At 43.9% G+C, this 22,544-nt stretch carries 21 protein-coding genes and 1 tRNA gene; 12 read left to right on the forward strand and 10 right to left on the reverse strand.

Annotated features, from left to right (window positions below):
* Window positions 1–25: 25 nt before the first annotated feature.
* Window positions 26–102: transfer RNA gene (locus tag AC1HCU_RS14545), tRNA-Arg, on the reverse strand.
* A 287-nt stretch (window positions 103–389) separates the two neighbouring features.
* Here AC1HCU_RS14545 and rplM point away from each other — a divergent pair.
* From rplM to tsf, 4 genes are all read left to right on the forward strand, one after another.
* Window positions 390–845 carry a 50S ribosomal protein L13 gene (rplM, locus tag AC1HCU_RS14550; protein ID WP_480367091.1) on the forward strand — a complete coding sequence of 152 codons (456 nt, stop codon included), beginning with the start codon at window positions 390–392 and terminating at the stop codon, window positions 843–845.
* A gap of 5 nt (window positions 846–850) precedes the next feature.
* The gene (gene rpsI, locus AC1HCU_RS14555) at window positions 851–1,237 is read left to right on the forward strand and encodes a 30S ribosomal protein S9 (protein ID WP_480367093.1); all 387 of its coding nucleotides are present in this window, start codon (window positions 851–853) and stop codon (window positions 1,235–1,237) included.
* A 206-nt stretch (window positions 1,238–1,443) separates the two neighbouring features.
* Window positions 1,444–2,301, forward strand: a complete 858-nt coding sequence (rpsB, locus tag AC1HCU_RS14560; protein WP_480367095.1) for a 30S ribosomal protein S2 — start codon at window positions 1,444–1,446, stop codon at window positions 2,299–2,301.
* 29 nt (window positions 2,302–2,330) lie between these two features.
* A complete protein-coding gene (tsf, locus tag AC1HCU_RS14565; protein ID WP_480367097.1) occupies window positions 2,331–3,152 on the forward strand; it encodes a translation elongation factor Ts in 822 nt (273 codons plus the stop codon).
* Window positions 3,153–3,203: 51 nt separating this feature from the next.
* On the opposite strand, the gene AC1HCU_RS14570 is transcribed toward tsf, so the two are convergent.
* The 4 genes from AC1HCU_RS14570 to mutY all read right to left on the reverse strand — a co-directional run bounded on the left by AC1HCU_RS14570 (window position 3,204) and on the right by mutY (window position 6,876).
* The gene (locus AC1HCU_RS14570) at window positions 3,204–3,851 is read right to left on the reverse strand and encodes a 4'-phosphopantetheinyl transferase family protein (protein WP_480367100.1); all 648 of its coding nucleotides are present in this window, start codon (window positions 3,849–3,851) and stop codon (window positions 3,204–3,206) included.
* A gap of 8 nt (window positions 3,852–3,859) precedes the next feature.
* Entirely contained in the window at window positions 3,860–5,179 is a 1,320-nt protein-coding gene (gldE, locus tag AC1HCU_RS14575) for a gliding motility-associated protein GldE (protein WP_480367103.1), read from the reverse strand.
* Window positions 5,180–5,276: 97 nt separating this feature from the next.
* The gene (locus AC1HCU_RS14580; protein WP_480367106.1) at window positions 5,277–5,720 is read right to left on the reverse strand and encodes a single-stranded DNA-binding protein; all 444 of its coding nucleotides are present in this window, start codon (window positions 5,718–5,720) and stop codon (window positions 5,277–5,279) included.
* Between the two features lie 85 nt (window positions 5,721–5,805).
* Entirely contained in the window at window positions 5,806–6,876 is a 1,071-nt protein-coding gene (gene mutY / locus AC1HCU_RS14585; protein WP_480367109.1) for an A/G-specific adenine glycosylase, read from the reverse strand.
* A gap of 175 nt (window positions 6,877–7,051) precedes the next feature.
* On the opposite strand from mutY, the gene AC1HCU_RS14590 reads away from it, so the two are divergent.
* Window positions 7,052–7,333 carry an HU family DNA-binding protein gene (locus AC1HCU_RS14590; RefSeq protein ID WP_480367113.1) on the forward strand — a complete coding sequence of 94 codons (282 nt, stop codon included), beginning with the start codon at window positions 7,052–7,054 and terminating at the stop codon, window positions 7,331–7,333.
* A gap of 289 nt (window positions 7,334–7,622) precedes the next feature.
* Window positions 7,623–9,191, forward strand: coding sequence for an Rne/Rng family ribonuclease (locus AC1HCU_RS14595; protein ID WP_480367116.1), 1,569 nt, complete (start codon window positions 7,623–7,625; stop codon window positions 9,189–9,191).
* 66 nt (window positions 9,192–9,257) lie between these two features.
* Here AC1HCU_RS14595 and priA read toward each other — a convergent pair whose 3' ends face one another.
* The 5 genes from priA to AC1HCU_RS14620 form a co-directional block, all read right to left on the reverse strand.
* On the reverse strand, window positions 9,258–11,495 hold the full coding sequence (priA, locus tag AC1HCU_RS14600) for a replication restart helicase PriA (RefSeq protein WP_480367119.1): 2,238 nt from the start codon (window positions 11,493–11,495) through the stop codon (window positions 9,258–9,260).
* A gap of 3 nt (window positions 11,496–11,498) precedes the next feature.
* Window positions 11,499–12,134 (reverse strand): porin family protein, encoded by a 636-nt coding sequence (locus AC1HCU_RS14605; protein WP_480367122.1) that lies wholly within the window; start codon window positions 12,132–12,134, stop codon window positions 11,499–11,501.
* Window positions 12,135–12,294: 160 nt separating this feature from the next.
* Window positions 12,295–13,050 (reverse strand): succinate dehydrogenase/fumarate reductase iron-sulfur subunit, encoded by a 756-nt coding sequence (locus AC1HCU_RS14610; RefSeq protein ID WP_480367125.1) that lies wholly within the window; start codon window positions 13,048–13,050, stop codon window positions 12,295–12,297.
* Window positions 13,051–13,082: 32 nt separating this feature from the next.
* Entirely contained in the window at window positions 13,083–15,026 is a 1,944-nt protein-coding gene (locus tag AC1HCU_RS14615) for a fumarate reductase/succinate dehydrogenase flavoprotein subunit (protein WP_480367127.1), read from the reverse strand.
* Between the two features lie 18 nt (window positions 15,027–15,044).
* Window positions 15,045–15,719, reverse strand: coding sequence for a succinate dehydrogenase/fumarate reductase cytochrome b subunit (locus AC1HCU_RS14620; protein ID WP_480367129.1), 675 nt, complete (start codon window positions 15,717–15,719; stop codon window positions 15,045–15,047).
* Between the two features lie 279 nt (window positions 15,720–15,998).
* Between AC1HCU_RS14620 and trpS the strand changes: the two genes are divergently transcribed.
* The 6 genes from trpS to AC1HCU_RS14650 all read left to right on the forward strand — a co-directional run bounded on the left by trpS (window position 15,999) and on the right by AC1HCU_RS14650 (window position 22,506).
* Window positions 15,999–16,988, forward strand: coding sequence for a tryptophan--tRNA ligase (gene trpS / locus AC1HCU_RS14625; RefSeq protein WP_480367132.1), 990 nt, complete (start codon window positions 15,999–16,001; stop codon window positions 16,986–16,988).
* A 147-nt stretch (window positions 16,989–17,135) separates the two neighbouring features.
* On the forward strand, window positions 17,136–18,476 hold the full coding sequence (mgtE, locus tag AC1HCU_RS14630) for a magnesium transporter (protein ID WP_480367134.1): 1,341 nt from the start codon (window positions 17,136–17,138) through the stop codon (window positions 18,474–18,476).
* Between the two features lie 470 nt (window positions 18,477–18,946).
* Entirely contained in the window at window positions 18,947–19,846 is a 900-nt protein-coding gene (locus tag AC1HCU_RS14635; protein ID WP_480367136.1) for a DUF2156 domain-containing protein, read from the forward strand.
* Window positions 19,847–19,891: 45 nt separating this feature from the next.
* The gene (locus tag AC1HCU_RS14640) at window positions 19,892–20,767 is read left to right on the forward strand and encodes a GNAT family N-acetyltransferase (RefSeq protein ID WP_480367139.1); all 876 of its coding nucleotides are present in this window, start codon (window positions 19,892–19,894) and stop codon (window positions 20,765–20,767) included.
* A gap of 63 nt (window positions 20,768–20,830) precedes the next feature.
* Window positions 20,831–21,442, forward strand: coding sequence for an RNA polymerase sigma-70 factor (locus tag AC1HCU_RS14645; protein WP_286880511.1), 612 nt, complete (start codon window positions 20,831–20,833; stop codon window positions 21,440–21,442).
* A gap of 83 nt (window positions 21,443–21,525) precedes the next feature.
* Entirely contained in the window at window positions 21,526–22,506 is a 981-nt protein-coding gene (locus AC1HCU_RS14650; protein ID WP_480367141.1) for a FecR family protein, read from the forward strand.
* Window positions 22,507–22,544 lie beyond the last annotated feature (38 nt).

The raw sequence follows: 22,544 nt of genomic DNA on the forward strand, positions 1-22,544 counted from the left end.
AATAGCGGAGTGAAAATACTTTATTTGGTGACCCCGACAGGATTCAAACCTGTAACCTTCTGATCCGTAGTCAGATGCTCTATTCAGTTAAGCTACGGGGCCTCTTTTTACGGGTGCAAAGATACGATATTTTTGTAAATTCACAATAACTAGCCCAAGATTTTCTTTCGAATAAGGCGTGTAAATTTTCATTTTCCCCAAAAGAAAATCACTTCAAATTCTTTGTTAATAAACTGAATTATTGTAACTTTGCAGTCCGATTATTAGTTTTTATCAATTAAAAGTTTGATTTATAGCTTTTTATTTGCCTTTATGTCCCTTAGCAAGACAAAAAAGAGGAAGCCAGTAAATCTTCTTTGCAATTATTTACTAATTAAACAACAACAAAAGTGGATACACTAAGTTATAAAACCATTTCTGTAAATAAAGAAACGGCTAAAAAAGAGTGGGTTGAGATTGATGCCACGGGTCAGCCCCTGGGACGCCTCTGTTCAAAAGTAGCCAAACTGCTGAGAGGGAAGTATAAGGCGAGCTTTACCCCGCATGTGGACTGTGGCGATAATGTGATCATCCTGAATGCCGATAAGGTGAAACTCTCGGGCAACAAGTGGACCGATCGTATTTATTATCGTTATTCGGGTTATCCCGGAGGTCAGCGTGAGTTCACACCTGCCGAACTGATGCGCAAGGGACCGGACAGGCTTTTCAGAAAAGTTGTGAAGGGTATGTTGCCCAAGAACAAACTGGGAGATGCCATCCTGACCAACATGTTTGTCTATGCCGGAACAGAACATCCGCACCAGGCACAGAAACCCAAAAAACTTGATATTAATACGCTAAAATAATAAAGATGGAAGCAGTAAATGCAATAGGAAGACGCAAAGCAGCTGTAGCCCGTGTATTTGTTACCGAAGGAACAGGCAGGATCGTCATCAACAAACGCGAACTGGAAAACTATTTCCCTTCTTCTATTCTTCAGTTCATTGTAAAACAGCCGTTGAACAAGCTCAATGTATCGGATAAGTATGATATCCGTATCAACCTCGACGGTGGCGGTTACAAGGGACAATCGGAGGCAGCCAGACTGGGCATAGCACGTGCTTTGGTGAAGATTAATCCCGAAGACAAGGCGGCGCTGAGAGCCGAAGGTTTCATGACCCGTGACCCACGTGTGGTGGAACGTAAGAAACCGGGACAACCCAAAGCAAGAAAGAGATTCCAATTCTCTAAACGTTAATTTATTGGATCGATCATCCGGCACAAGCGGTGTATTTATTGACGCAAAGGTTGCCGGATAAACAGATAAAGCGGCTTGCCGGCCGCTCCGTTTAGTATCTAAATCGTAAGGACATTATCGGAAAACCGGTTGACGTATAATCACATAATTTACCTTACGGTTCGGTTCAGAAAAAGAAAGTAAACGAATTAATCAACAAACAAAACATGGCAAAATTAGAATTTGACCAACTTCTTGAAACCGGAGCTCACTTCGGGCACTTAAAGAGAAAATGGAATCCTGCGATGGCTCCCTATATTTTCATGGAGCGCAACGGTATTCACATTATTGATTTGTATAAAACCATCGCCAAGACGGAAGAGGCTGCGGCAGCACTCAAGCAAATAGCCAAAGCAGGGAAAAAGATCCTTTTCGTGGCTACCAAGAAACAGGCGAAGCCTGTAATCGAAGAAAAATCACAGAGTATCAATATGCCCTACGTGATTGAACGCTGGCCGGGCGGTATGCTCACCAACTTCCCCACAATCCGCAAGGCGGTGAAAAAGATGGGTAACATTGATAAGATGATCAAGGACGGTACCTTTGATACCTTGTCGAAACGCGAAAAACTGCAGATTACCCGTCAGCGCGCAAAGCTGGAAAAAACATTGGGCTCCATACAGGATCTTACCCGCCTTCCATCGGCGATCTTTGTTGTGGACGTGATGAAGGAACAGATTGCCGTGAAAGAAGCCGAAAAACTGGGTATCCCTGTTTTTGGTATAGTTGACACCAACTCAGATCCTTCTAATATTGATTTCGTGATTCCTGCCAATGACGATGCAGCAAAGGCCGTGGACATGATCCTCGGATACATCTGCGAAGCGATCAAAGAGGGCCTTGATGAACGGAAAGTAGAAAAGGCCGATGCAGCTGCTGCGGAAGAGCAGGATGAAGATGCACCACAGCGCAGGGAACGCAAGTCGAAATCGGCAAGAAAAGAGCGTGTAAAGAAAGAAGACACGGAAGCTATGAAAGCTGCTGTTGTGAGCAAATACACGAAGGATGAAGAGGTTGACGAATAAGTAAAAACATTAACAGAGAAAAAGATAATATGGCAGTTACAATGGCAGAAATCCAGCATTTGCGCAAAATGACCGGTGCGGGAATGATGGATTGCAAGAATGCACTTAACGAAGCGAACGGTGATTTCGACAAGGCTATGGAGATTATCCGTAAAAAGGGACAGGCAGTAGCAGCTAAACGGGAGGACCGTGAAGCGTCGGAGGGATGTGTGTTGGCTGCAACAGCGGGAGATTTCGCAGCGGTGGTTGCATTGCAGTGCGAAACAGACTTCGTGGCAAAGAATGAAGAATTTATCGCACTCACCCAGCAGATTCTCGATGCCGCCATCTCGCACAAACCCGGAACACTTGAACAATTACTCGCTTTGGAGTTACCCAACGGCACTGTTTCGCAGTTGATCACAGACAAGATTGGTGCTACGGGAGAAAAAATGCAGTTGGGCTTTTACGAACATCTCACGGCACCTTACGTTACATCGTACATTCATATGGGAAACAAACTGGCTACCATTGCCGGTTTCAATAAGGCAAACGTGGATGAGCATGTGGCAAAGGACGTAGCCATGCAGGTGGCAGCAATGAATCCTATTGCCGTGACACCTGAAAGTATTCCCGCCGATGTGAAAGAGAAAGAGCTGGAAATAGCACGCGAAAAAGCCCGTGAGGCCGGTAAACCTGAAAACCTGCTCGACAGAATTGCCGAAGGTGCCTTGCAGAAGTTCTATAAGGAATCTACGCTGCTTCAACAAGAGTACGTGAAGGATCCGAAAAAAACGATTGAACAGTTTTTGAAAGAAAACGATAAGGAACTTACGGTAACCTCCTTTAAGAGGGTATCGTTGAATGTGTAATTGATCCGTTTATGACTTAGGAACGCTCCCGGGTAAGCCTGTGGGGCGTTTTTATTTCGAGGCCCCTCCTTCTTCTATTGCCCATGTGAGTACATAATCGGGATGGACCTCGTAATGCAGTCTGAATGACCGTCTCTTATTGGTTTTGGTTTCCCTGGCCCTGATCAGCCCCTCTTTACAGGGAGTAAACGGATATATATGAAGGTGTTGTTTAAAATCGATTCCCTGCTCATTGATTAGTTTGAACAGTGTTTCCTTGGCTGACCAGTGAAGTAGCTGGTGCACAATTTTTTGTGCCGGATCGATATATTCATCCTCTGAGATAAATTTTCCGGCAATCTTGACAACCCGCTCGGAACGTGTCTCTACATCTATACCCACAGCGGAGGTCTCATGCAGAAGAATGGCTGCATACTCTTTTGTATGAGAAATGCTTATTTTGATCTTTCCCTCGGACAGATAAGGGCTTCCATCTTTCCGGTTCAGAATGATCTGCTCGCTTCCCAAAAGATCCAGCAACATCACACGGGTAGAAAGCCATTCCACGGAGCGCCTTTCTGAACGAACATCCTTCAGGTATGTGTCGGCCTCGGAGCGCAAATGCTTCGGAAAGAGCTGCAGCAACTCTTCCCGTGTTTCCACCATCTTCCAGATACCCAGAAGTCCTCCATCTCCGGTATGTTCTTTTCTGATCAGCATGAGAGAGATTAATCTTTTGGAGGGATGTATCGCACTTTAGTAATCCTTTTTTTGCTCATCTCCTCCGCCTGAAAAACGTGCCTTTTGTAAGTGAAACTCTCCTTTCGTTTCGGAAAGTCACCTTTTAACTCCAGAAGCAGGCCGGCGAGAGTGTCAATCTCATCCTGCATCGGTTCGAAATCCTTTTCGGGCAGGCCGGTGATTTTGATAAATTCGTCCAGCGGGGTTTTTCCCTCGAAGATGTAGGAGCCATCTGCAGCCATTGTATAAAAAGGGAGTTCTTCGTCATACTCGTCGCTTATGTCGCCTACAATTTCTTCAAGAATATCTTCCATTGTTACCAGGCCCGATGTTCCTCCGTATTCATCCACAACGATGGCCATATGGTTCTTATCGGCACGGAACTCTTCCAGCAGATCATCTATTCGTTTTGTGCCGGGGACAAAATAGGCTGGACGTATCAGCGTCTGCCATTTAAAACTCTCTGTTTTACCCAGATGAGGAAGTAAGTCTTTCACATATAAAATTCCCTTGATGTTGTCGGGATTCTCCTCATAGACAGGAATCCTTGAAAAGCCGGCTTCGACGATGAACTTAATTACCTCGGTAAACGATGTATGTGAATCAACGGCCACCATGTCGCTCCTCGATATAAATATGTCATCTACAATCTTGTCTTTAAAACGAATAATTCCTTCCAGCATCTCCTTCTCCTGTCCGTGTGCAATCTCATTTGAGGTGATTTCGAGTGCCTTGGAAAGATCGTCTACCGAAATTTCGTGCTTGCGTTGTGATATGGAACGGTTAAAGCTGGTCATACTATGAACGAGCAAAGATGAGAAAGGGCTTGTAATTCCATGAATAATCGTAATCAGCGGTGCATTGCACATGGCAAACCTTAAAGGATTATAGGAGGCAGCAAGTTTTGGAAGTATGTCTACAAACAATAAAATGATGCTTACGGGGATAATAATTTCCAGCAATAACGAGTCTGCCGGATTTCCGGAAAACCATGGGAGCCTGTTCAGCAGGTAAAGGATAAGAACAGCAATGGTTACATTCAGGAAATTGTAGGCTATGATCAACGATGCCGAAAGTTTTTCAGGTTTATTAAGCAAGCGGGAAATATAAACTCTGGCAGGTTTCTCCGAAGAGTGCATCTGCTCAGTGAAATTTTTATCAACTGAAAAGAAAGCGATTTCAGATCCTGAGATAATAGCGTTGATAATTACAAGCAGTAGGGTTAGTGCGGTTAAAAGATAATCGGAAGCCACCGGTGAAAAACCGGGAATCAAAAAAGCCAGTAGCGGTAAAGGGTCAGGATCCAAGTGTCAGCTTATTAGTGAAACAAAGAGAGAGAATGTTTTAACGCTTCACTCACAATGAAATGGTAAAACATTCCCTCACAAAAATACAATCTTTTATTTAAAATGGCAAATCATCTACTTCCGAAATCTCATTCGGTTCACCCGGTATTTCCGCAGTGCTTGAAAAATCATGTCTGTTTCCGCCATTTTCGCCTTCCAGGCCACCCTGTTTACGACTCAATAACTCAATATTGTCCGCAACTACTTCCGTGACGTACCTCTTTACGCCGTTCTGATCATCGTATGAACGCGAACGAATTTTACCTTCCACATAGAGCAATGTTCCCTTTTTCACAAATTTCTCAGCAATTTGTGCCAGTCCCCTCCAACAAACAATGTTGTGCCACTCCGTTCTCTCAGGTACCTGTGTGCCGCCCGAGGTGGTGTAACCTCTTTCACTGGTTGCAAGCGAGAAATTCGCTTTCGCAACATCATTGTCGAAATACTTCATTTCCGGGTCTTTTCCTACATTCCCGATCAGAATAACTTTGTTCACTGACATAACTTAAGAATTTTTTGGGTTAAGAATAGTTTTACGCCATGAAAACAAAATTAAGTATTATTTTGATATTGACAAACTAAAATCATCAAATTATTTCCAAATACTTATCTGTGAGCCTGGATACCGGATAGTCGGCCAGATCATCTTTGTTGATGCGGATGAGCTCCTGTGGCGGATTAAAAGCGGATCCTTCTGCAATCTCTATCCTGTAAAATGTGGAGTGAATACTCTGATGGGTAAGTTGATGTTTAATTGTGAGGCGATGTTCGGCATATAGTTTCATATTTTCCGGAAAGAGCCGTAGGAAATCATCCTTTTGGGAAAGCTGAAAAAAATCTACCGCTTCCGGTGTCTCTATCAACGGGAACTCATACAGGCTTTTCCAGATATCGTCACCATTTCTTTTCTGAATAAAGGTTTTGTTCCCCTGAAGGATGTGGAAATAATAAAAGTAACGCTTTCTTACGGTCGGCTTACGACGGATAACCGGATATTCGGACACTCTTTTTTCTTCATAGGCTCGGCAATTTTCCTGTAGGGGACAATCGGCGCATTTTGGCTGTACCGGTGTGCAGACCAGAGAACCAAAATCCATAATTGCCTGATTATAATTCCCCGAATGTCGGGGAGGTAAGAGGTGATGGGCAATTTCAGAAATAATTCTTTTTCCTTCGGCAGTGTCAATAGGCGTTTCCACTGTAAATAAACGGGCAATTACTCTGTTCACATTGCCGTCGACCACCGCGTAAGGAGCCTGAAAGGCTATGGATGAAATGGCTGCAGCCGTGTATTTACCTACTCCTTTCAGCGAAAGGATATTGGAATAATCAGAAGGGAATATGCCGTTATATCGACTCATAATCTGTCGCGCTGCCGCGTGCAGATTCCTGGCACGCGTGTAGTAGCCAAGACCCTGCCAAAGCTTGAGAACCTCCTCCTCTTCGGCACTGGCCAATGACTGTACATCGGGGAAACGATCAATGAAGCGCAGATAATAATCCCATCCCTGTACGATTCGCGTCTGCTGCAGAATTACTTCAGACAACCAGATATGATAAGGATTGGTGGTCCTCCGCCAGGGTAAATCGCGTTTGTTTACATTATACCAATTCAGTAACCGCGTAGTGATGTCCGATTGATTCCTTGTTTGTTCCATTCCTTTATTTGACTTGCAAAACTAATCAAAAAAAGTATTTTTGAAGAAAATAATGGAAAAACAGAAAATTTACCCGTAATTATTTTTTGGGGTAAAAAAAAAGCTATATATTTGCAATCCAAAATTTTACTAATTAACACACGCGATTATTATTAATATTTAAAATATAAATAAAATGACTAAGGCAGACATTGTAAATGAGATTGCAAAGAACACTGGTGTGGATAAAGCGTCAGTATTGGCAACAGTAGAATCTTTTATGGACGTTGTGAAAGATTCATTGGCAAATAACGAAAACGTATATTTAAGAGGTTTCGGTAGCTTCATCGTGAAAAAAAGAGCACAGAAAACTGCCCGCAACATCTCCAAAAACACCACTATCATCATTCCCGAACATAATATACCTGCTTTTAAGCCGGCCAAGACCTTTGTTGCTCAGGTAAAAGAAACGAAATAATTTAATTGATAAGGAGATACTAAAATGCCAAGCGGAAAAAAAAGAAAAAGGCATAAAATGTCTGTTCACAAACGTAAAAAAAGACTGAGAAAAAACAGGCACAAAAAGAAGAAGTAAGCCCGTAGCACTTTTTTTACAAACCATATACAGGAACAAACTTAAAAAAAACCTTTCGGGAGTTAAGTTTGTTCTTTGTGTATAAAACAGGGAATGGTTCTGGCGTGAACCTCCTTTCTGTTGTGAGACAGAAGCCCGGATTTATTATTTAAACATTAAAAAAAGAACAATTGTGACAAGCGAACTTGTGGTAGATGTTCAATCCAAAGAAATAACCATAGCAGTCCTCGAAGACAAAAAACTGGTAGAACTGCAGCAGGAGAGCCAAGATGGCTCATTTGCGGTTGGTAACATCTACATGGGCAAAGTTAAAAAACTGATGCCCGCCCTCAACGCTGCATTTGTGAACGTGGGACACAAAAAGGACGCTTTTCTTCACTATTTGGATTTAGGGGTTGAATTTAACTCGATTCTGCATTTTCAGAAACTTGTTGAAGACAAGAAAAAGATTCCGCAGCTTCAGAAGATGAAGCTGCAACCCGATATCGACAAGGAGGGTTCTATTTCGGATATCTTAAAAGTTGGTCAGGAGATTTTGGTGCAAATAGCCAAAGAGCCTATATCGACTAAAGGTCCGAGACTGACAGCCGAAATTTCATTTGCCGGACGGTTTATGGTGTTGATTCCATTCATTGATCGGGTGTCGGTATCGCAAAAAATCAAATCGCGCGAAGAGCGCGCCCGGCTCAGGCAGCTCATCCAAAGTATTAAACCAAAGAATTTTGGTGTCATTATACGCACCAATGCTGAAGGTAAAAGGGTGGCTGACCTCGATGCAGAATTAAAAGTACTGGTCAGAAGATGGGAAGATAATATCGGAAAGATACAGAAAACCAAAGCTCCCTCACTCATTTTCGAGGAGACGGGACGTACGGTAGCTCTCTTACGCGATATCTTTAATCCTTCTTTCGAACAGATACACGTCAATGACAAAGACGTGTCGAAGCAAATTGCCGAATATGTGAGCATTATTGCGCCGGATAGGAAAAATATTGTAAGGGATTATACCGGTACATTGCCTATCTTAGATAATTTCGGCATTACAAAACAGGTAAAATCGCTCTTTGGAAAAACTGTTACATTCAAGAATGGTGCTTATCTCATCATTGAACATACCGAGGCGTTGCATGTAATTGATGTGAACAGCGGGAACCGCAACAAATCGAAACTGGGTCAGGAAGAGAGTGCCTATGAGGTGAATGTGGCTGCTGCCGAGGAAATTGCACGTCAGCTTCGTTTGCGCGATATGGGTGGTATCATTGTCATTGACTTCATAGATATGGGCAAGGCGGAGCATCGGAACAAGCTCCTCTCCAGAATGCAGGAGTTGATGGCACACGACAGAGCCAAGCATAACATTTTGCCATTGAGTAAGTTTGGAATCATGCAGATTACGCGTCAGCGTGTCCGCCCCGAAATGGAAGTTACCACAAGCGAGGTTTGCCCCACCTGCTTTGGTAAAGGAAAAATTAAATCGTCGATACTTTTTACAGACACACTCGAAGGAAAGATCGATTATTTAGCAAACAGACTTAAAGTGAAGAAATTCCGTCTGCACATACATCCTTATGTTGCGGCGTACGTTCAGAAAGGTTGGTTTTCGTTGAAGTATAAATGGAAGAAGAAGTACAACGTGGGAATGCAAATTATACCGGATCAGAAACTCGGGTTCCTGCAGTACATTTTTTATGATCATGAGGGAAACGAAATAGACCTGAAAGAAGAAATTGAAATGAAATAAATTCCACCTGGCGTGGAAGAATGAAAGTAAAGAACCGGTGTTCCGAAGGAGTGCCGGTTTTTTTATTTAAAGCGGATCCACATCATAATAGAGCATTGCATGTTTAAAATCGGGATCAAGGCGAAGATTCATTTCTGCTTTTTTCAACGTATCCCGTATCTGCTGTGTGGAAAGTCCGTTTTCCAACTTCAGCAGAATTTCCCGGATATAAAAGAGCTGGATACGTCCCACAACGGGTTTGTTGGGACCCAGCACACGTTCGTGGAGCGATTTTCTTAACAGCTCTGCAAGATGCGAAGCGGCTTTGTCTGCTTTGCCTGGATCCTTGTGTTTGCAAACAACACGGATTAGTCTGTAGAACGGTGGATAGTGAAATAACTTTCGTTCAGTAAGCTGGGCATGAAAAAAGCCCGCATAGTTGTTTCCGGTTACGAAGGAGTAAATCGGGTTCCCAGGATCAGCACTCTGAATGACCACTGTTCCTGCTGTCTGTTTTCTTCCTGCCCTCCCCGCGGCCTGCGTCATTAGTTGAAAACCATGTTCGTGGGCACGAAAATCGGGATGGTTTAACAATGAGTCTGCCGAGATAATGCCCACCACCTTCACATGTTCAAAGTCGAGCCCTTTCGAAAGCATCTGCGTTCCCACCAATATTTGAATCTTTCGCTGTTGAAAATCATGAATGATCTGTCCGAAACGATCTTTTCCACGGGTGGAATCCTGATCCATCCTGGCCACCTTGCTATCCGGGAATAGCCGTAAAACTTCCTCCTCCAGTTGTTCTGTACCCTGTCCTATCGGCTCCAGGCTCATCTGCTGGCATGATGGACATTTTTCCGGCACACGATATGTGCTGTTGCAATAATGGCATACCAGTCTGTTTACCTTTTTATGATAGGTAAGCGATACATCACAGCGTTTGCATTTGGGTGTCCATTCGCACTGGCTGCAGGCAATTATGGGTGCATATCCACGCCGGTTCCGGAAGAGTATAACCTGCTTGTTTTCCTTCAAGGACTGCTCAATCAATTCTATAAGCACGGGGGAAAGCAGTGATTTCATCTTTTTTCTGCGACGTAACTCCCGTGTATTTTCAATTTGTATATCCGGCATTGTTACACCGTTAAATCGTTCTGTCAGCGTAACCAGCCCATATTTACCTGTCAGTGCATTATAATAGGATTCTATCGAGGGTGTAGCTGAGCCGAGCACAGTTTTGGCTCCAAAGAAATGAGCAAGCATCACTGCTGTGTCGCGCGCATGATAACGGGGTGAGGGATCTTGTTGTTTATAGCTACTTTCATGTTCCTCATCCACGATCACAAGTCCGAGTCGCTGAAAAGGAAGAAAGAGTGATGAACGTACACCAACAATAACCTCATAAGGTTGGGCCGACAACATCTTTTGCCATATTTCTGCACGCTCGTTGTGATTGATACGGGAGTGGTAAATACCTAACCGGTTGCCGAAGACAGCCTGAAGCCGTTTTGTAAGTTGTGTGGTGAGAGCTATTTCCGGCAACAAAAAGAGTACTTGTTTTCCCTCCGCCAGCAATTGGGCAATGAGATGTACGTAAATCTCCGTTTTTCCCCCCGAAGTAACACCATGCAGCAGACAGGTCGATTTTTGCAAGAAGCAATTATTTATACCAATATATGCATCTTGTTGATGTCCGCTCAACGGGTACGGTTCACGGACAGGCATTTTATCACTATCGAGGCGACTTGTTTCTATACATATGTCGGTAAGAATCTTTTTTTTCAGCAACCCGCTCAGCGTTGACGCTGAAAAATTGCTGAAACCGCAAAGTTCTTTTTTACTGATACGTTCCGTTTTGTTTGCAGTAAGAAAATGTTTTATCTCCTCCAAAAGAGCCTGCTGCTTTTTTGCTCTCCTCAACAGATTATCAGAATATTCCTTCTCTTTCTCCGGATTTATCTGTATAAAAGTCTCTGTTCTTGGAGTATATGTTTGCAACAGGTCACGTGGTTTCATTGAGGAGGGCAAAGCCGCCTTATATACGTCCCCAAGGGGGGATAAGTAATAAAAAGAGATCCACTCCCACAACCTCAATTGTTGTTCGTTCACCACAGGATGGGAATCGATAAGAGAATGGATCTCCTTTATATCCAGATTATCGGGTGGTTCCCGGTGTATTTTCAGGACAATGGCAGTGTAATGTTTCCGGCTTCCGAAAGGGACAATTACCCTATATCCGATACCGATCTCCGGCTGCAATGCTGCCGGTATGGCGTAAGTATACAAATCGGAAAAAGGAAGCGGAAGAATTACATCGGCATACATGCATTAAAAATAGATTGTTCCGGTGAGATTCCAGGTTTCCGACTTTCCATTAAGCGGGTCTCTCCAGTCTGGTTGGTCAACCGAATAATTATCCGTAAGCTGTACCCTGTAGTTGACACCCACCTGAATAAACCGGAGTACTTCAAAGCCTACGCCCACGTTGACACCCGCCTGAAAATCCCTGGCTTTGACATCGGCACTTATGTCCGGAATACTAATCTCATCTCCGGAAATCAGATATCCGGCATAAGGACCAGCGGCAGCATATAGCCTGAGGGGGAGCGCGCCTACCCCGAATTTTAATTTGGCATTTACCGGGAGGGTCAGATAGCGGTTAGATACATCTTTCTCTCCTTCGCCTCCGGTAAGTCGGGAAACCGTCATGCGGTTGTCGTTATACAATAGTGAGGCTTCGATGCCTAAGTCGGCCACGCCAAGAGGTAATAACATGGCTTCAATGGATGGTCCAATGCTGTATGAAGTCATATTCTCCACCTTGAGTGCATCGCTGCTAAAACTTGGATTGTTCAAACCCACATCTGCCTTTATACCGAACCTGATCTGGGAAAAGGCCGGTACACTGAACATGGTCAGCAATAACAGGACCACGCCATTTCTGATAATTGTCTTAGTTTTCATACGATTGCTTTTTTTGTATCGCAAATCTCTCTTTGCGATACAAGATAAACAAAACAGAGCAGAAATAAGTTGTCAAATGAATATTAAAATCCATATAAGAAAAGCGTCCCTGCTCTTTGCAAAGAGAGGTAACGCTTTCTCAGTACATATTTGTGATATCTCAGTCCTTGAACTTTGCTTTCAAAAATTCCCGGTTCAGGCGTGCGATATTGCTGATGGAAATGTTTTTTGGACATTCTACCTCGCAGGCACCGGTATTTGTACAGTTTCCAAAGCCTAGTTCATCCATCTTGGCGACCATCGATTTGGCACGTCGGGCAGCTTCCACACGTCCCTGTGGCAATAAGGCGAACTGGCTCACCTTGGCCGACACGAAAAGCATAGCCGACCCGTTCTTGCAGGCTGCCACACAGGCACCGCAACCGATACACGCTGCTGCGTCCATCGCCATCTCGGCGTCATCGCGCGGAATGGGTATGGCATTTGCGTCGGGTACGCCGCCGGTATTGACCGAGATATATCCGCCCGCCTGTATTATCTTGTCGAAAGCCGACCTGTCGACCATCAGATCCTTGATGATCGGAAATCCGGCAGAACGCCACGGCTCCACGGTAATGGTATCACCCTCGTTGAAGCGGCGCATATGCAGCTGACAGGTGGTGATGCCGGTATCGGGACCATGGGGGTGTCCGTTGATGTAGAGGCTGCACATGCCGCAGATGCCTTCACGACAGTCGTGATCGAACACCACAGGCTCTTTTCCTTCGTTGATAAGTTTTTCATTGAGGATATCGAGCATTTCCAGAAAAGAACTTCCTTGAGAGATGTTTTCCAAAGGGTAAGTCTCAAAATATCCCTTATCTTTGGGTCCGTTCTGACGCCAGACTTTTACTTTTATATTGATATCTTTATCCATGATTGGTTGTTTTTTGAGTCGTTTAAAAAACCTTACGATTTGTAATTTCTCTGCTGACGTACAATAAATTCGTAATCAAGTGGTTCTTTGTACATTACAGGAGGATTCTGCTCACCCTGATATTCCCAGCAGGAGACGTATGAAAACTGGTCGTCGTGGCGTAAGGCTTCCCCTTCGGGTGTCTGGTGTTCGAGGCGGAAATGGCCACCGCAGGATTCCTCGCGGTCGAGTGCATCGTGGGCCATCAGTTCCCCTATTTCAATGAAGTCGGCAAGCCGCAGAGCTTTCTCGAGTTCCACATTGAGCGTTTCTTTATTTCCAGGAATGCGGAGGTTGGTCCAGAAATCCTCTTTGACCTGTTTCAGCTTTTCAATCGCCTTTTTCAATCCTTCTGCATCACGTCCCATACCAACAAAATCCCACATTACATGACCCAGTTCCTTGTGAATATGATCTACGGAGTGTTTTCCGTTGATGCCCATCAGTCGGTCGAGACGGTCGTTAATCTCTTTCTCAGCCTGATCAAATTCGGGCCTGTCGGTTTTAAAGCGAGGTACATTAATCTGGTCGGCCAGGTAATTTTGTATGGTGTATGGCAATACGAAGTATCCGTCTGCCAGTCCCTGCATGAGTGCCGATGCGCCCAGGCGGTTTGCTCCGTGATCGGAGAAATTGGCTTCGCCAATGGCAAACAGGCCGGGGATGGTGGTCATCAACTCATAGTCGACCCAGATACCGCCCATGGTGTAGTGAATGGCGGGATAAATCATCATGGGTGTTTCGTAAGGATTGTCGTCCACGATCTTTTCATACATCTGGAAAAGGTTTCCGTATCGAGCTTCCACCACACTCCTGCCCAGACGCTGAATGGCCTCGGCAAAGTCGAGATATACTGCAAGACCGGTTGTACCCACGCCATAACCGGAGTCGCAGCGCTCTTTAGCTGCACGTGAAGCCACATCACGAGGAACGAGGTTCCCGAAGGCCGGGTAGCGGCGCTCCAGATAGTAATCGCGATCTTCCTCTTTCAAGTCGGTGGGCTTCAGCTTCCCTTCCCGAATGGCCTGTGCATCTTCAAGCTTTTTGGGAACCCAGATACGACCGTCGTTACGCAACGACTCAGACATAAGGGTGAGCTTCGACTGAAACTCACCGTGTACCGGAATGCAGGTGGGGTGAATCTGTGCCATGCAGGGATTGGCAAAATAGGCACCCTTCTTGTAGCACTGCCATGCTGCAGAACCGTTGGAGGTCATGGCGTTGGTCGACAGGAAAAAGGTATTTCCGTATCCTCCCGTACCTATCACCACGGCATGTGCGCTAAAACGCTCCAGTTTGCCTGTAACCAGGTTTCGCGCAATGATACCTCTGGCACGACCTTCGATGATGACCAGATCTACCATTTCGTATCGGGTGTAGAGCTTTACCTGTTTCTTATGAATGGCACGGCTCAACGCGGAGTAAGCACCAAGCAGCAACTGCTGTCCCGTCTGTCCGCGGGCATAGAAGGTGCGTGATACCTGGGCACCGCCAAAGGAGCGGTTGTCAAGCAGGCCGCCGTACTCACGGGCAAAGGGAACTCCCTGTGCCACACACTGGTCGATGATGCTGTTCGAAACCTCTGCCAGGCGGTACACGTTGGCTTCGCGGGCGCGATAATCACCTCCCTTGATGGTATCATAGAAAAGACGATAGACCGAGTCGCCGTCGTTTGGATAGTTTTTGGCCGCATTGATACCCCCCTGTGCGGCGATGGAGTGTGCACGACGCGGTGAGTCCTGGATACAAAAGTTCAGCACATTAAATCCCATTTCTCCCAGCGATGCGGCTGCGGATGCGCCGGCCAGTCCCGTACCGACTACGATGATGTCGAGGCGGCGCTTATTTGCGGGGTTGACCAGTTTCTGGTGATTCTTATAATTCGCCCATTTTTCAGCCAAAGGGCCCTGTGGTATTTTTGAATTAATCTTGTTCATAATATTATAATTCTTGCGTTATCCTAATAAATTGGAAAATCCGAAGTGCATGGCCAACGCCACAATGATGAATCCCAGACAGATGGCCGTGGAAATAACATTTCCCAGTATTTTCAGACGTTTCATCCAGATCGTATTATTCCATCCCACTGTGTGGAGTGCACTCCAGAATCCGTGTGTCAGATGAAACCACAGGGCTACGAAAGAGGCAATGTAAACAATCACAACCCAGACTTGTGAAAATATCTCCTCAACCAGTATTGCACTGTCATGGCGGGCACCATCGATCATGAAGAGTTCCTTGAACTGCATCTGGTACCAAAACTGGTAGAGGTGCAAGATAAGGAAGATAAAAATGAAAAGTCCCAATACAAACATATTCTGTGAAGACCAGGTTGTTGGGGTTTTGCTGGATGAGGCATACCTGTCCTTGCCGCGTGCTTTTCTGTTTTGCAGCGTGAGCACAATGGCATACAGGATATGAGCTACAAAGCCCAATGCGATTACGCCCGTTCCCGCGATAGCCCACCAGTTGGCTCCCAGTACCTCATTGGCAAGGAAATCGTAGGTTTCGAAACTGAATACAAGTACCAGATTCATGGATACATGAAACAACAGGAACAGGATCAGGAAGAGACCGGAAATACTTTGTACGAACTTCCGTCCGATAGATGATTTGATTAACCAACTCATAAAGTTCTTTTTTAAATTATTTTGAAGATTTTATTTTGATGATTCTATTTTTAGAAAGCCTGCCTGAGCGTATTCGGATTTTTGCTTTCAGACAACAAAAATAGTATTTTTCAGCATCATATAAAAGAACTATTTACGGAAAAATTTCTTTAATTGGCTTTTTTAGAATCAGTATTGATTTCTGGCAGCTTCGCCACCAAAAAGGATTCTCATTTTGCTGATAATTTATTATCTTTGCGAATCCTTTTTCAGGAAGCTCAATACATTTCAACAGAGATTATGGACATTGTTTTAAGTGGTATTCGTTCAACCGGTAAGCTACATTTAGGGAACTATTATGGTGCATTGCGTAACTTTATACGGATGCAGGAAGAAAACAGGTGTTTCTTTTTTATTGCCGATATTCATTCACTCACAACGCATCCCGACCCGAAACATTTACACGAGAATGTAAAAAATGTACTGGTTGATTATCTGGCTGCAGGTATCGACCCGGAGAAATCGGTGATTTATGTCCAAAGCGACCTGCATGAGACCGCAGAGCTCTATCTTTATTTGAATATGCATGCCTATATGGGCGAACTTGCCAAGACAACCTCCTTCAAGGAAAAAGCCCGCAAGCAGCCTGAAAATGTCAATGCCGGCCTGCTGACATACCCTACACTAATGGCGGCAGATATACTCATTCACAATGCTGATAAGGTACCCGTAGGAAAGGACCAGGAACAGCATCTGGAAATGACGCGCAAGTTTGCACGCCGCTTTAATAACTTCTATGGGGTGGAGTACTTTAAAGAACCTGTGGCTTACAATTTTGGTGAGGAACTGGTTAAAATTCCAGGTCTGGATGGCAGTGGAAAAATGGGTAAATCGGAAGGAAATGCTATTTATCTGAGTGACAGTCCGAAAGATATAGAGAAAAAAGTAAAAAAGGCGCTTACCGACGCCGGACCTACCGCTCCTAATTCTCCCAAGCCCGATTATATTGAGAATCTCTTCACCCTTCTTCGTACTGTTTCAGCTCCTGATGTAGTGCAGCATTTCAATGATCAGTGGAACAGCTGCGAAATACGTTATGGCGATCTCAAGAAGCAATTGGCCGAGGATATCATAAAAGTTACATTGCCTATCCGTGAACGGGTGCTCGAAATTGAAAAAGACGATGCTTATTTGCGGAAGGTGACGTCCGACGGAGTTGAAAGAGCCCGCGAAAATGCTCGGAAAACAATTACTGACGTAAGGGAAATAGTAGGTTTCAGGAAGTTTTAATCATGTGATGCACCCTGTACCTTAGCAAATCACTCCACGCTAAGAAAAAGTAATTTGTCGGGCAGACAAATTTCGGTGTTATTATACACTGTGGTCTAAGCGCAGTCGTATTATGTCGTATTTATTCTCTTAGGTTAGGAGGTAGAAATGGATGAAAAATTAACACAATTCCGCAAACTAATTAAAGAGCAGTCCTGGAATATTCTCCAGGAGAAACTGCTGTCACTGGACAATCCTTCGATTGCTTTCCTCATTGAACATAGCAGAGAGTTCGACTCTGCCGTCCTTTTCAGGTTTTTACCGCGTGAAAAGGCTAAAGACGTGTTTCAGGAGCTCTCGTCCATAAAGCAGGGAGAGATTATTTCTGATTTAGCCAATAATGCGAAAAAAGTGGCAGATCTGATGAATGATATGGATCCTGATGACCGGACTGCTTTTTTTGAGGAACTTCCCGGTCAGGTAGCTCAGCGCTTCATGCAGATGCTGAGTCCTGAGAATAGGAGTATTGCTATACAACTTCTTGGCTACCCGGAGGATAGTATTGGTCGCCTCATGACTCCAAAGTACGTGGCAGTCAAATCCTTCTTCACAGTTGAAGAGACTTTGCAGCATGTCCGCAAGTTTGGAAGAGATGCGGAGACGTTAGATGTAATATACGTGGTGGATTATGAATGGAAGCTTATTGATGATATTCTTATCCGTGATGTATTGATCTCCGGCTCTGATGTGCGGATTGAAAATCTGATCGGTGAGAAATGTTTATCATTAAGTGCCTATGATGATCAGGAAAAGGCGATCAGGATTTTTAAAGATTATAACAGAACCGCTCTTCCCGTGATCGATACGGGCGGAACCCTGTTGGGTATTGTAACTATTGACGATATCTTTGATGTTGCCGAAGAGGAAGAAACAGAAGATTTTCATAAGTTTGGTGCCGTTGAAGACGCGAAAATCAACCCACTTCATGCTTCGGTGTCTTTCCTGTACAAGAAGCGCATTGTATGGCTTATGGCCCTTGTTTTCGTAAATATTTTTTCGGGAGCAGCTATTTCACGCTTTGAACATCTTATTGAGTCTGTTGTGGCGCTGGTTTTCTTTCTGCCGTTGTTAATTGACAGTGCGGGAAATGCCGGATCCCAATCAGCTACACTCATAATCAGGGCTCTTGCCGTAGGTGACGTGCAGCGAAGAGATTGGGTGAGGTTATTGGGTAAGGAATTTGTCGTTGCCTTGGTTCTCGGGGTAAGTATGGCGGCCGGTGTATCGCTGGTGGCAAGCTGGCGCTCTCCTGATATCGTTCCGGTTGTTGCCCTTACCATGGTCTTGGCTGTAGTTGTGGGAAGTATGGTCGGAATGCTTCTTCCTTTTGTGTTTACTCGCTTTAAGCTGGACCCTGCTACAGCGAGTGCTCCCTTGATTACATCGATTGCCGATATATCAGGCGTGCTTATCTATTTTTCTATAGCTAAATGGTATTTGGGTCTCTGAATTGTTGTTTTTATCCCGCAATTGTTCAGGAAAATCTATTAACACCCGTATGGTCAGGCAATAAATACGTCTGTTTTGCGTATTCGTCATTTTATTCGTATATGTAAAGCCGCCGGAGGAAGCATTTTTTCGTTGCTACTAAGATGTTTACTGCAATTTTTAGAGAAAATACTGCGTTATTGAAGTAAGGTGACCGGTTGAATCATTTTTATCGATCATCAATGGTAAACTTTTATTGGTAGTGTTTGTTTACCTTAGCTGGATATTTACTTGCTATGGCATTATCCGGACAAGTTTAGTTTTTTGTCTGTTTTGATAAATAACCAATGGCCGGCAATGTTTTTTCAAGCTAGCTTGAAAATATGGTTGTTCAATCATTATTTTATCTTTAAGCAAGATTTACTTCAATTTGATATTTCGATTTTACAACAATAATTCACACAAAACAAGATAAAGAAAGCCGTTATCTTATGCTTACATTTAAAACTATTGAATTAAAAGACAGAGAAACAATTAATTCGTATCTCGAAAAACAAAATTACAGGGCCTCGGACCTCTGTTTCACCAACTTATTTGCCTGGGGGAAAAAGTTTGATACGCAGTTTGCTGTGAAAGATGGCTGGCTGTTTATTCGCTTTAAAGACAATAACGGCCGTAATTCTTACCTGAAGCCTATCGGTGCCGGCGATGTGAAAGAAAGTATCGCGAGCATCATGGACGATCATAGCCAGTTTGACACCCTTTTTCAGATCAGAGGGCTCACACAGGAGATGATTGAGGAGATTGAGGAGTCAATGCCCGGTGTGTTCGAATATAAGCTTAACAGGAGTGTGTCGGATTATATCTACACAACAGAAAAGCTGATCCATCTCAAAGGGAAGAAGCTGCAGAGCAAAAGGAATCACATCAATCGTTTTAAAAGAGAGAACGAGTGGAAATATAAATCGTTGACCGGCAATCCCCAATTGGTAAGTGAATGCAAAAGCATGCTCGACAAGTGGATGCAGTTAAATAGCGAAGAGAAAGACCCTTCTCTTGTCTTTGATGATTACGCGACTACGCAGATGCTCGAAAATTTTGAATACCTGAATTTACGAGGAGGACTTATCTGTGTGAACAACGAAATAGCCGCTTTTACCATTGGCGAGCCTCTTACGCGGGATACGGTAGTGGTTCATGTGGAGAAAGCATTTACAACCATTCATGGGGCATACAATATGATCAATCAGCAATTTGTTGAAAATGAAGCATCCGGATTTGTTTATGTGAATCGGGAAGAAGATATGGGAATAGACAATTTGCGTCAGGCCAAGCTCTCTTATCAGCCAGATATTATCTTGGAGAAATATAACGCGAGAGTTAAAAGCTGAGCTTGCTTTGACGACTGAGTTTTTACAACGTAAATTTGATTGCACATGATTCAATTTGCCGACGATACAACTAGACAGCTGGTATGGGACATGTGGAAGACTGTTTTCGGCGATCCGGATGACTATATGGAAATTTACTTTCGTCATAAATACCGGAACGATCAGACTCTCCTGTATATGGAAGGAAATAAAGCAGTCGCTTCCCTGCAGATGCTGCCCTATCAGTTCACTTTCTGCGGCACGGAGATCCCCGTGATCTACCTTTCGGGGGTGTGTACCCTGCCCGAATACAGAGGAAAAGGGTATAGCAGGCAATTGCTGATGAAAAGTTTTGACATCGCTGCCAGTAGGGACATACCGCTTATTCTGCTTGTACCACAAGAAGAATGGTTGTTGAAATTCTACGATAAACAAGGTTTTATACAGACATTTGATCCAGGGACAGAGGCGTTGCCTTCCCTGAATGATTTGCTGCAAAGGCATTCGGAAAATCTGTATACTGCATACAGGGAGTTTGACTCTTTATTCCGGTATAAAGACATGACTGTGCAAAAGTCGTTTGATGACTTTCGTGCCATGGTTGAAGAGGCAGCACTTTTCGGATTTCCGCCCAAAAAAAACCTGATGGGTATGGCACGCGTGATAGATTTACAGAGGCTGCTCTCGCTATTCGCCGATCAGTACCCGCAAACATCATTTTCAGTATCCGTTCAAGATGAACTGCTTAAGATCAATAGCTCTTCTTTTACTATAAACAGAGGAAAGGTAGAGAGAAACGGCCCACCCGCTGAAACTCTCTTTCATTTCAATATCCGAAAATTGACGCAATTGCTTTTCGGATACTACACTTCCGGAAGTGAAGAACCGCTTCGCACTGTTTTCCCTGAAAAAGGCCCTTCTATGGGGTTTATGCTGGAGTGATTTTTATTTATTTTTCAAAAAGGTGAAATTATAGTTGTATCTTTGCGGGTCAATGAAAATTTTATGAATAATCATCCGTCTGACACACAAGATATTCATGAGAAAGCTCTTGTATTTCGCCTTGTTAATAACGATGAAGAGGCTTTCAGTGAATTATATGCCAGCTACAAGGACCGGTTGATCTATTTTGCGATGAGATTTGTTAAATCAAGGGAATTTGCTGAAGATATTTTCCAGGATGTGTTTTCGGTTATTTGGCAATCCCGTCACTTTATTAATCCGGAGTATTCTTTTTCATCTTATGTTTATACCATGGTAAAAAACAGGGTATTGAACATGTTGAGAGGAATAGAAAGCGAGAAGAGAGTAATGCAGGCAATTCTTTCGCAAGCTATCGACTACAATGACGACACAAGCCGGAACGTTCTGTATAATGAATTAAATGAAATTATTGAAAAAGCCATAAACCGTCTTACGCCACGACAAAAAGAGATATTCCGGATGAGTAGAGAAGAGCATATGTCGCACCGTGAGATAGCCCAGAAATTGAACCTTTCCAACTATACCGTGCAGGAACATATTACGCAGGCTCTAAAATCAATAAGAAGCTTTTTGGCGAAATATCCCGGAAGCATGGCCGATCTGTTATTGATCCTGATTTGTTTAAAAATCTAAAATTAAGTTAACTCCACCCCTGTCTCACTCGCCTCAAGTGTAATATCATATACGAGAATACATTTTAAGCATTCTTTTGGTTCATGAAAGAAAAAAAAGATAAAACCGGGGCGATCCCTCGTTTTTTGAATGGAACTTATACCGTAAACGAGGCTTACGTCTTTTTGGAGGAGAGTAATGATCCCGTCAATAAAGATATTATTGAAGAGGCTGCATTTAGCGTCTGGAGGGAATCGCAGTTCCTCGAAAAAACCGAAGAATCGCTGAAAAAGGAATACAGAGAAGAAGCATACGCGCTTTTAAAAAAAATTGGAAAAAAGAAAAGAAAGTCCCTAAAGCCTTTGCTTGCAGCTGCAGGAAGCATTGCAGCCGCAATAGCAGTCATCTTTTCCCTGTTTCGCTTATATGAGGATGTTTCCCGCCAGGATATTTATTATGAATGCATTGAAACTACTTATGGGGAAAGGAAAGATATTACTTTACCGGATGGGTCAATGGTTATCCTCAATTCTTGTTCCCGGTTGCGTTATCCTACAAAATTCACACAGCAGACTCGTGAAGTGAGGCTTCAGGGAGAGGCTTTTTTCGATGTTGCCAAGGATCCCGACCGGCAGTTTGTGGTAAGTGCCGGGCAGTTTTGTGTGAAAGTCTTGGGTACGGCATTCAATATCAAGTCATACGATATGGATGAAATTACGTCCGTTAAGGTTGATAGAGGTAAGGTTCAGATTGAAATGCCGGAGGCAACCATGAGACTCTCTGCACAGGAACGGGTTGAGGTGAATTCCCTTAGGGGTACGATAAAAAAACATCAGGATCTATACGAGACCGCAGGCTGGAGAAAAGGGTGCCTCTATTTTGACGCTACTCCTATTCAGGACGTAGCCAGAGAGCTGGAGAGAGAGTACAACTGCTCTATTGTCTTCCAGGAGGGGCAGGAGTTTGACAACCTTATTTCAGGAGAGCACGACAATCAGAGTCTTGAGTCCGTTTTGCAGTCACTTGAGTATATTTCAGGAATAAAATACAAGAAAAACAACCGTCATATACTTTTATATAAATAACTTACCAAAAAACAGATGCCTATGAATAAAACCTCAAC

It is taken from the genome of Proteiniphilum sp. LBM24028, assembly GCF_056629195.1.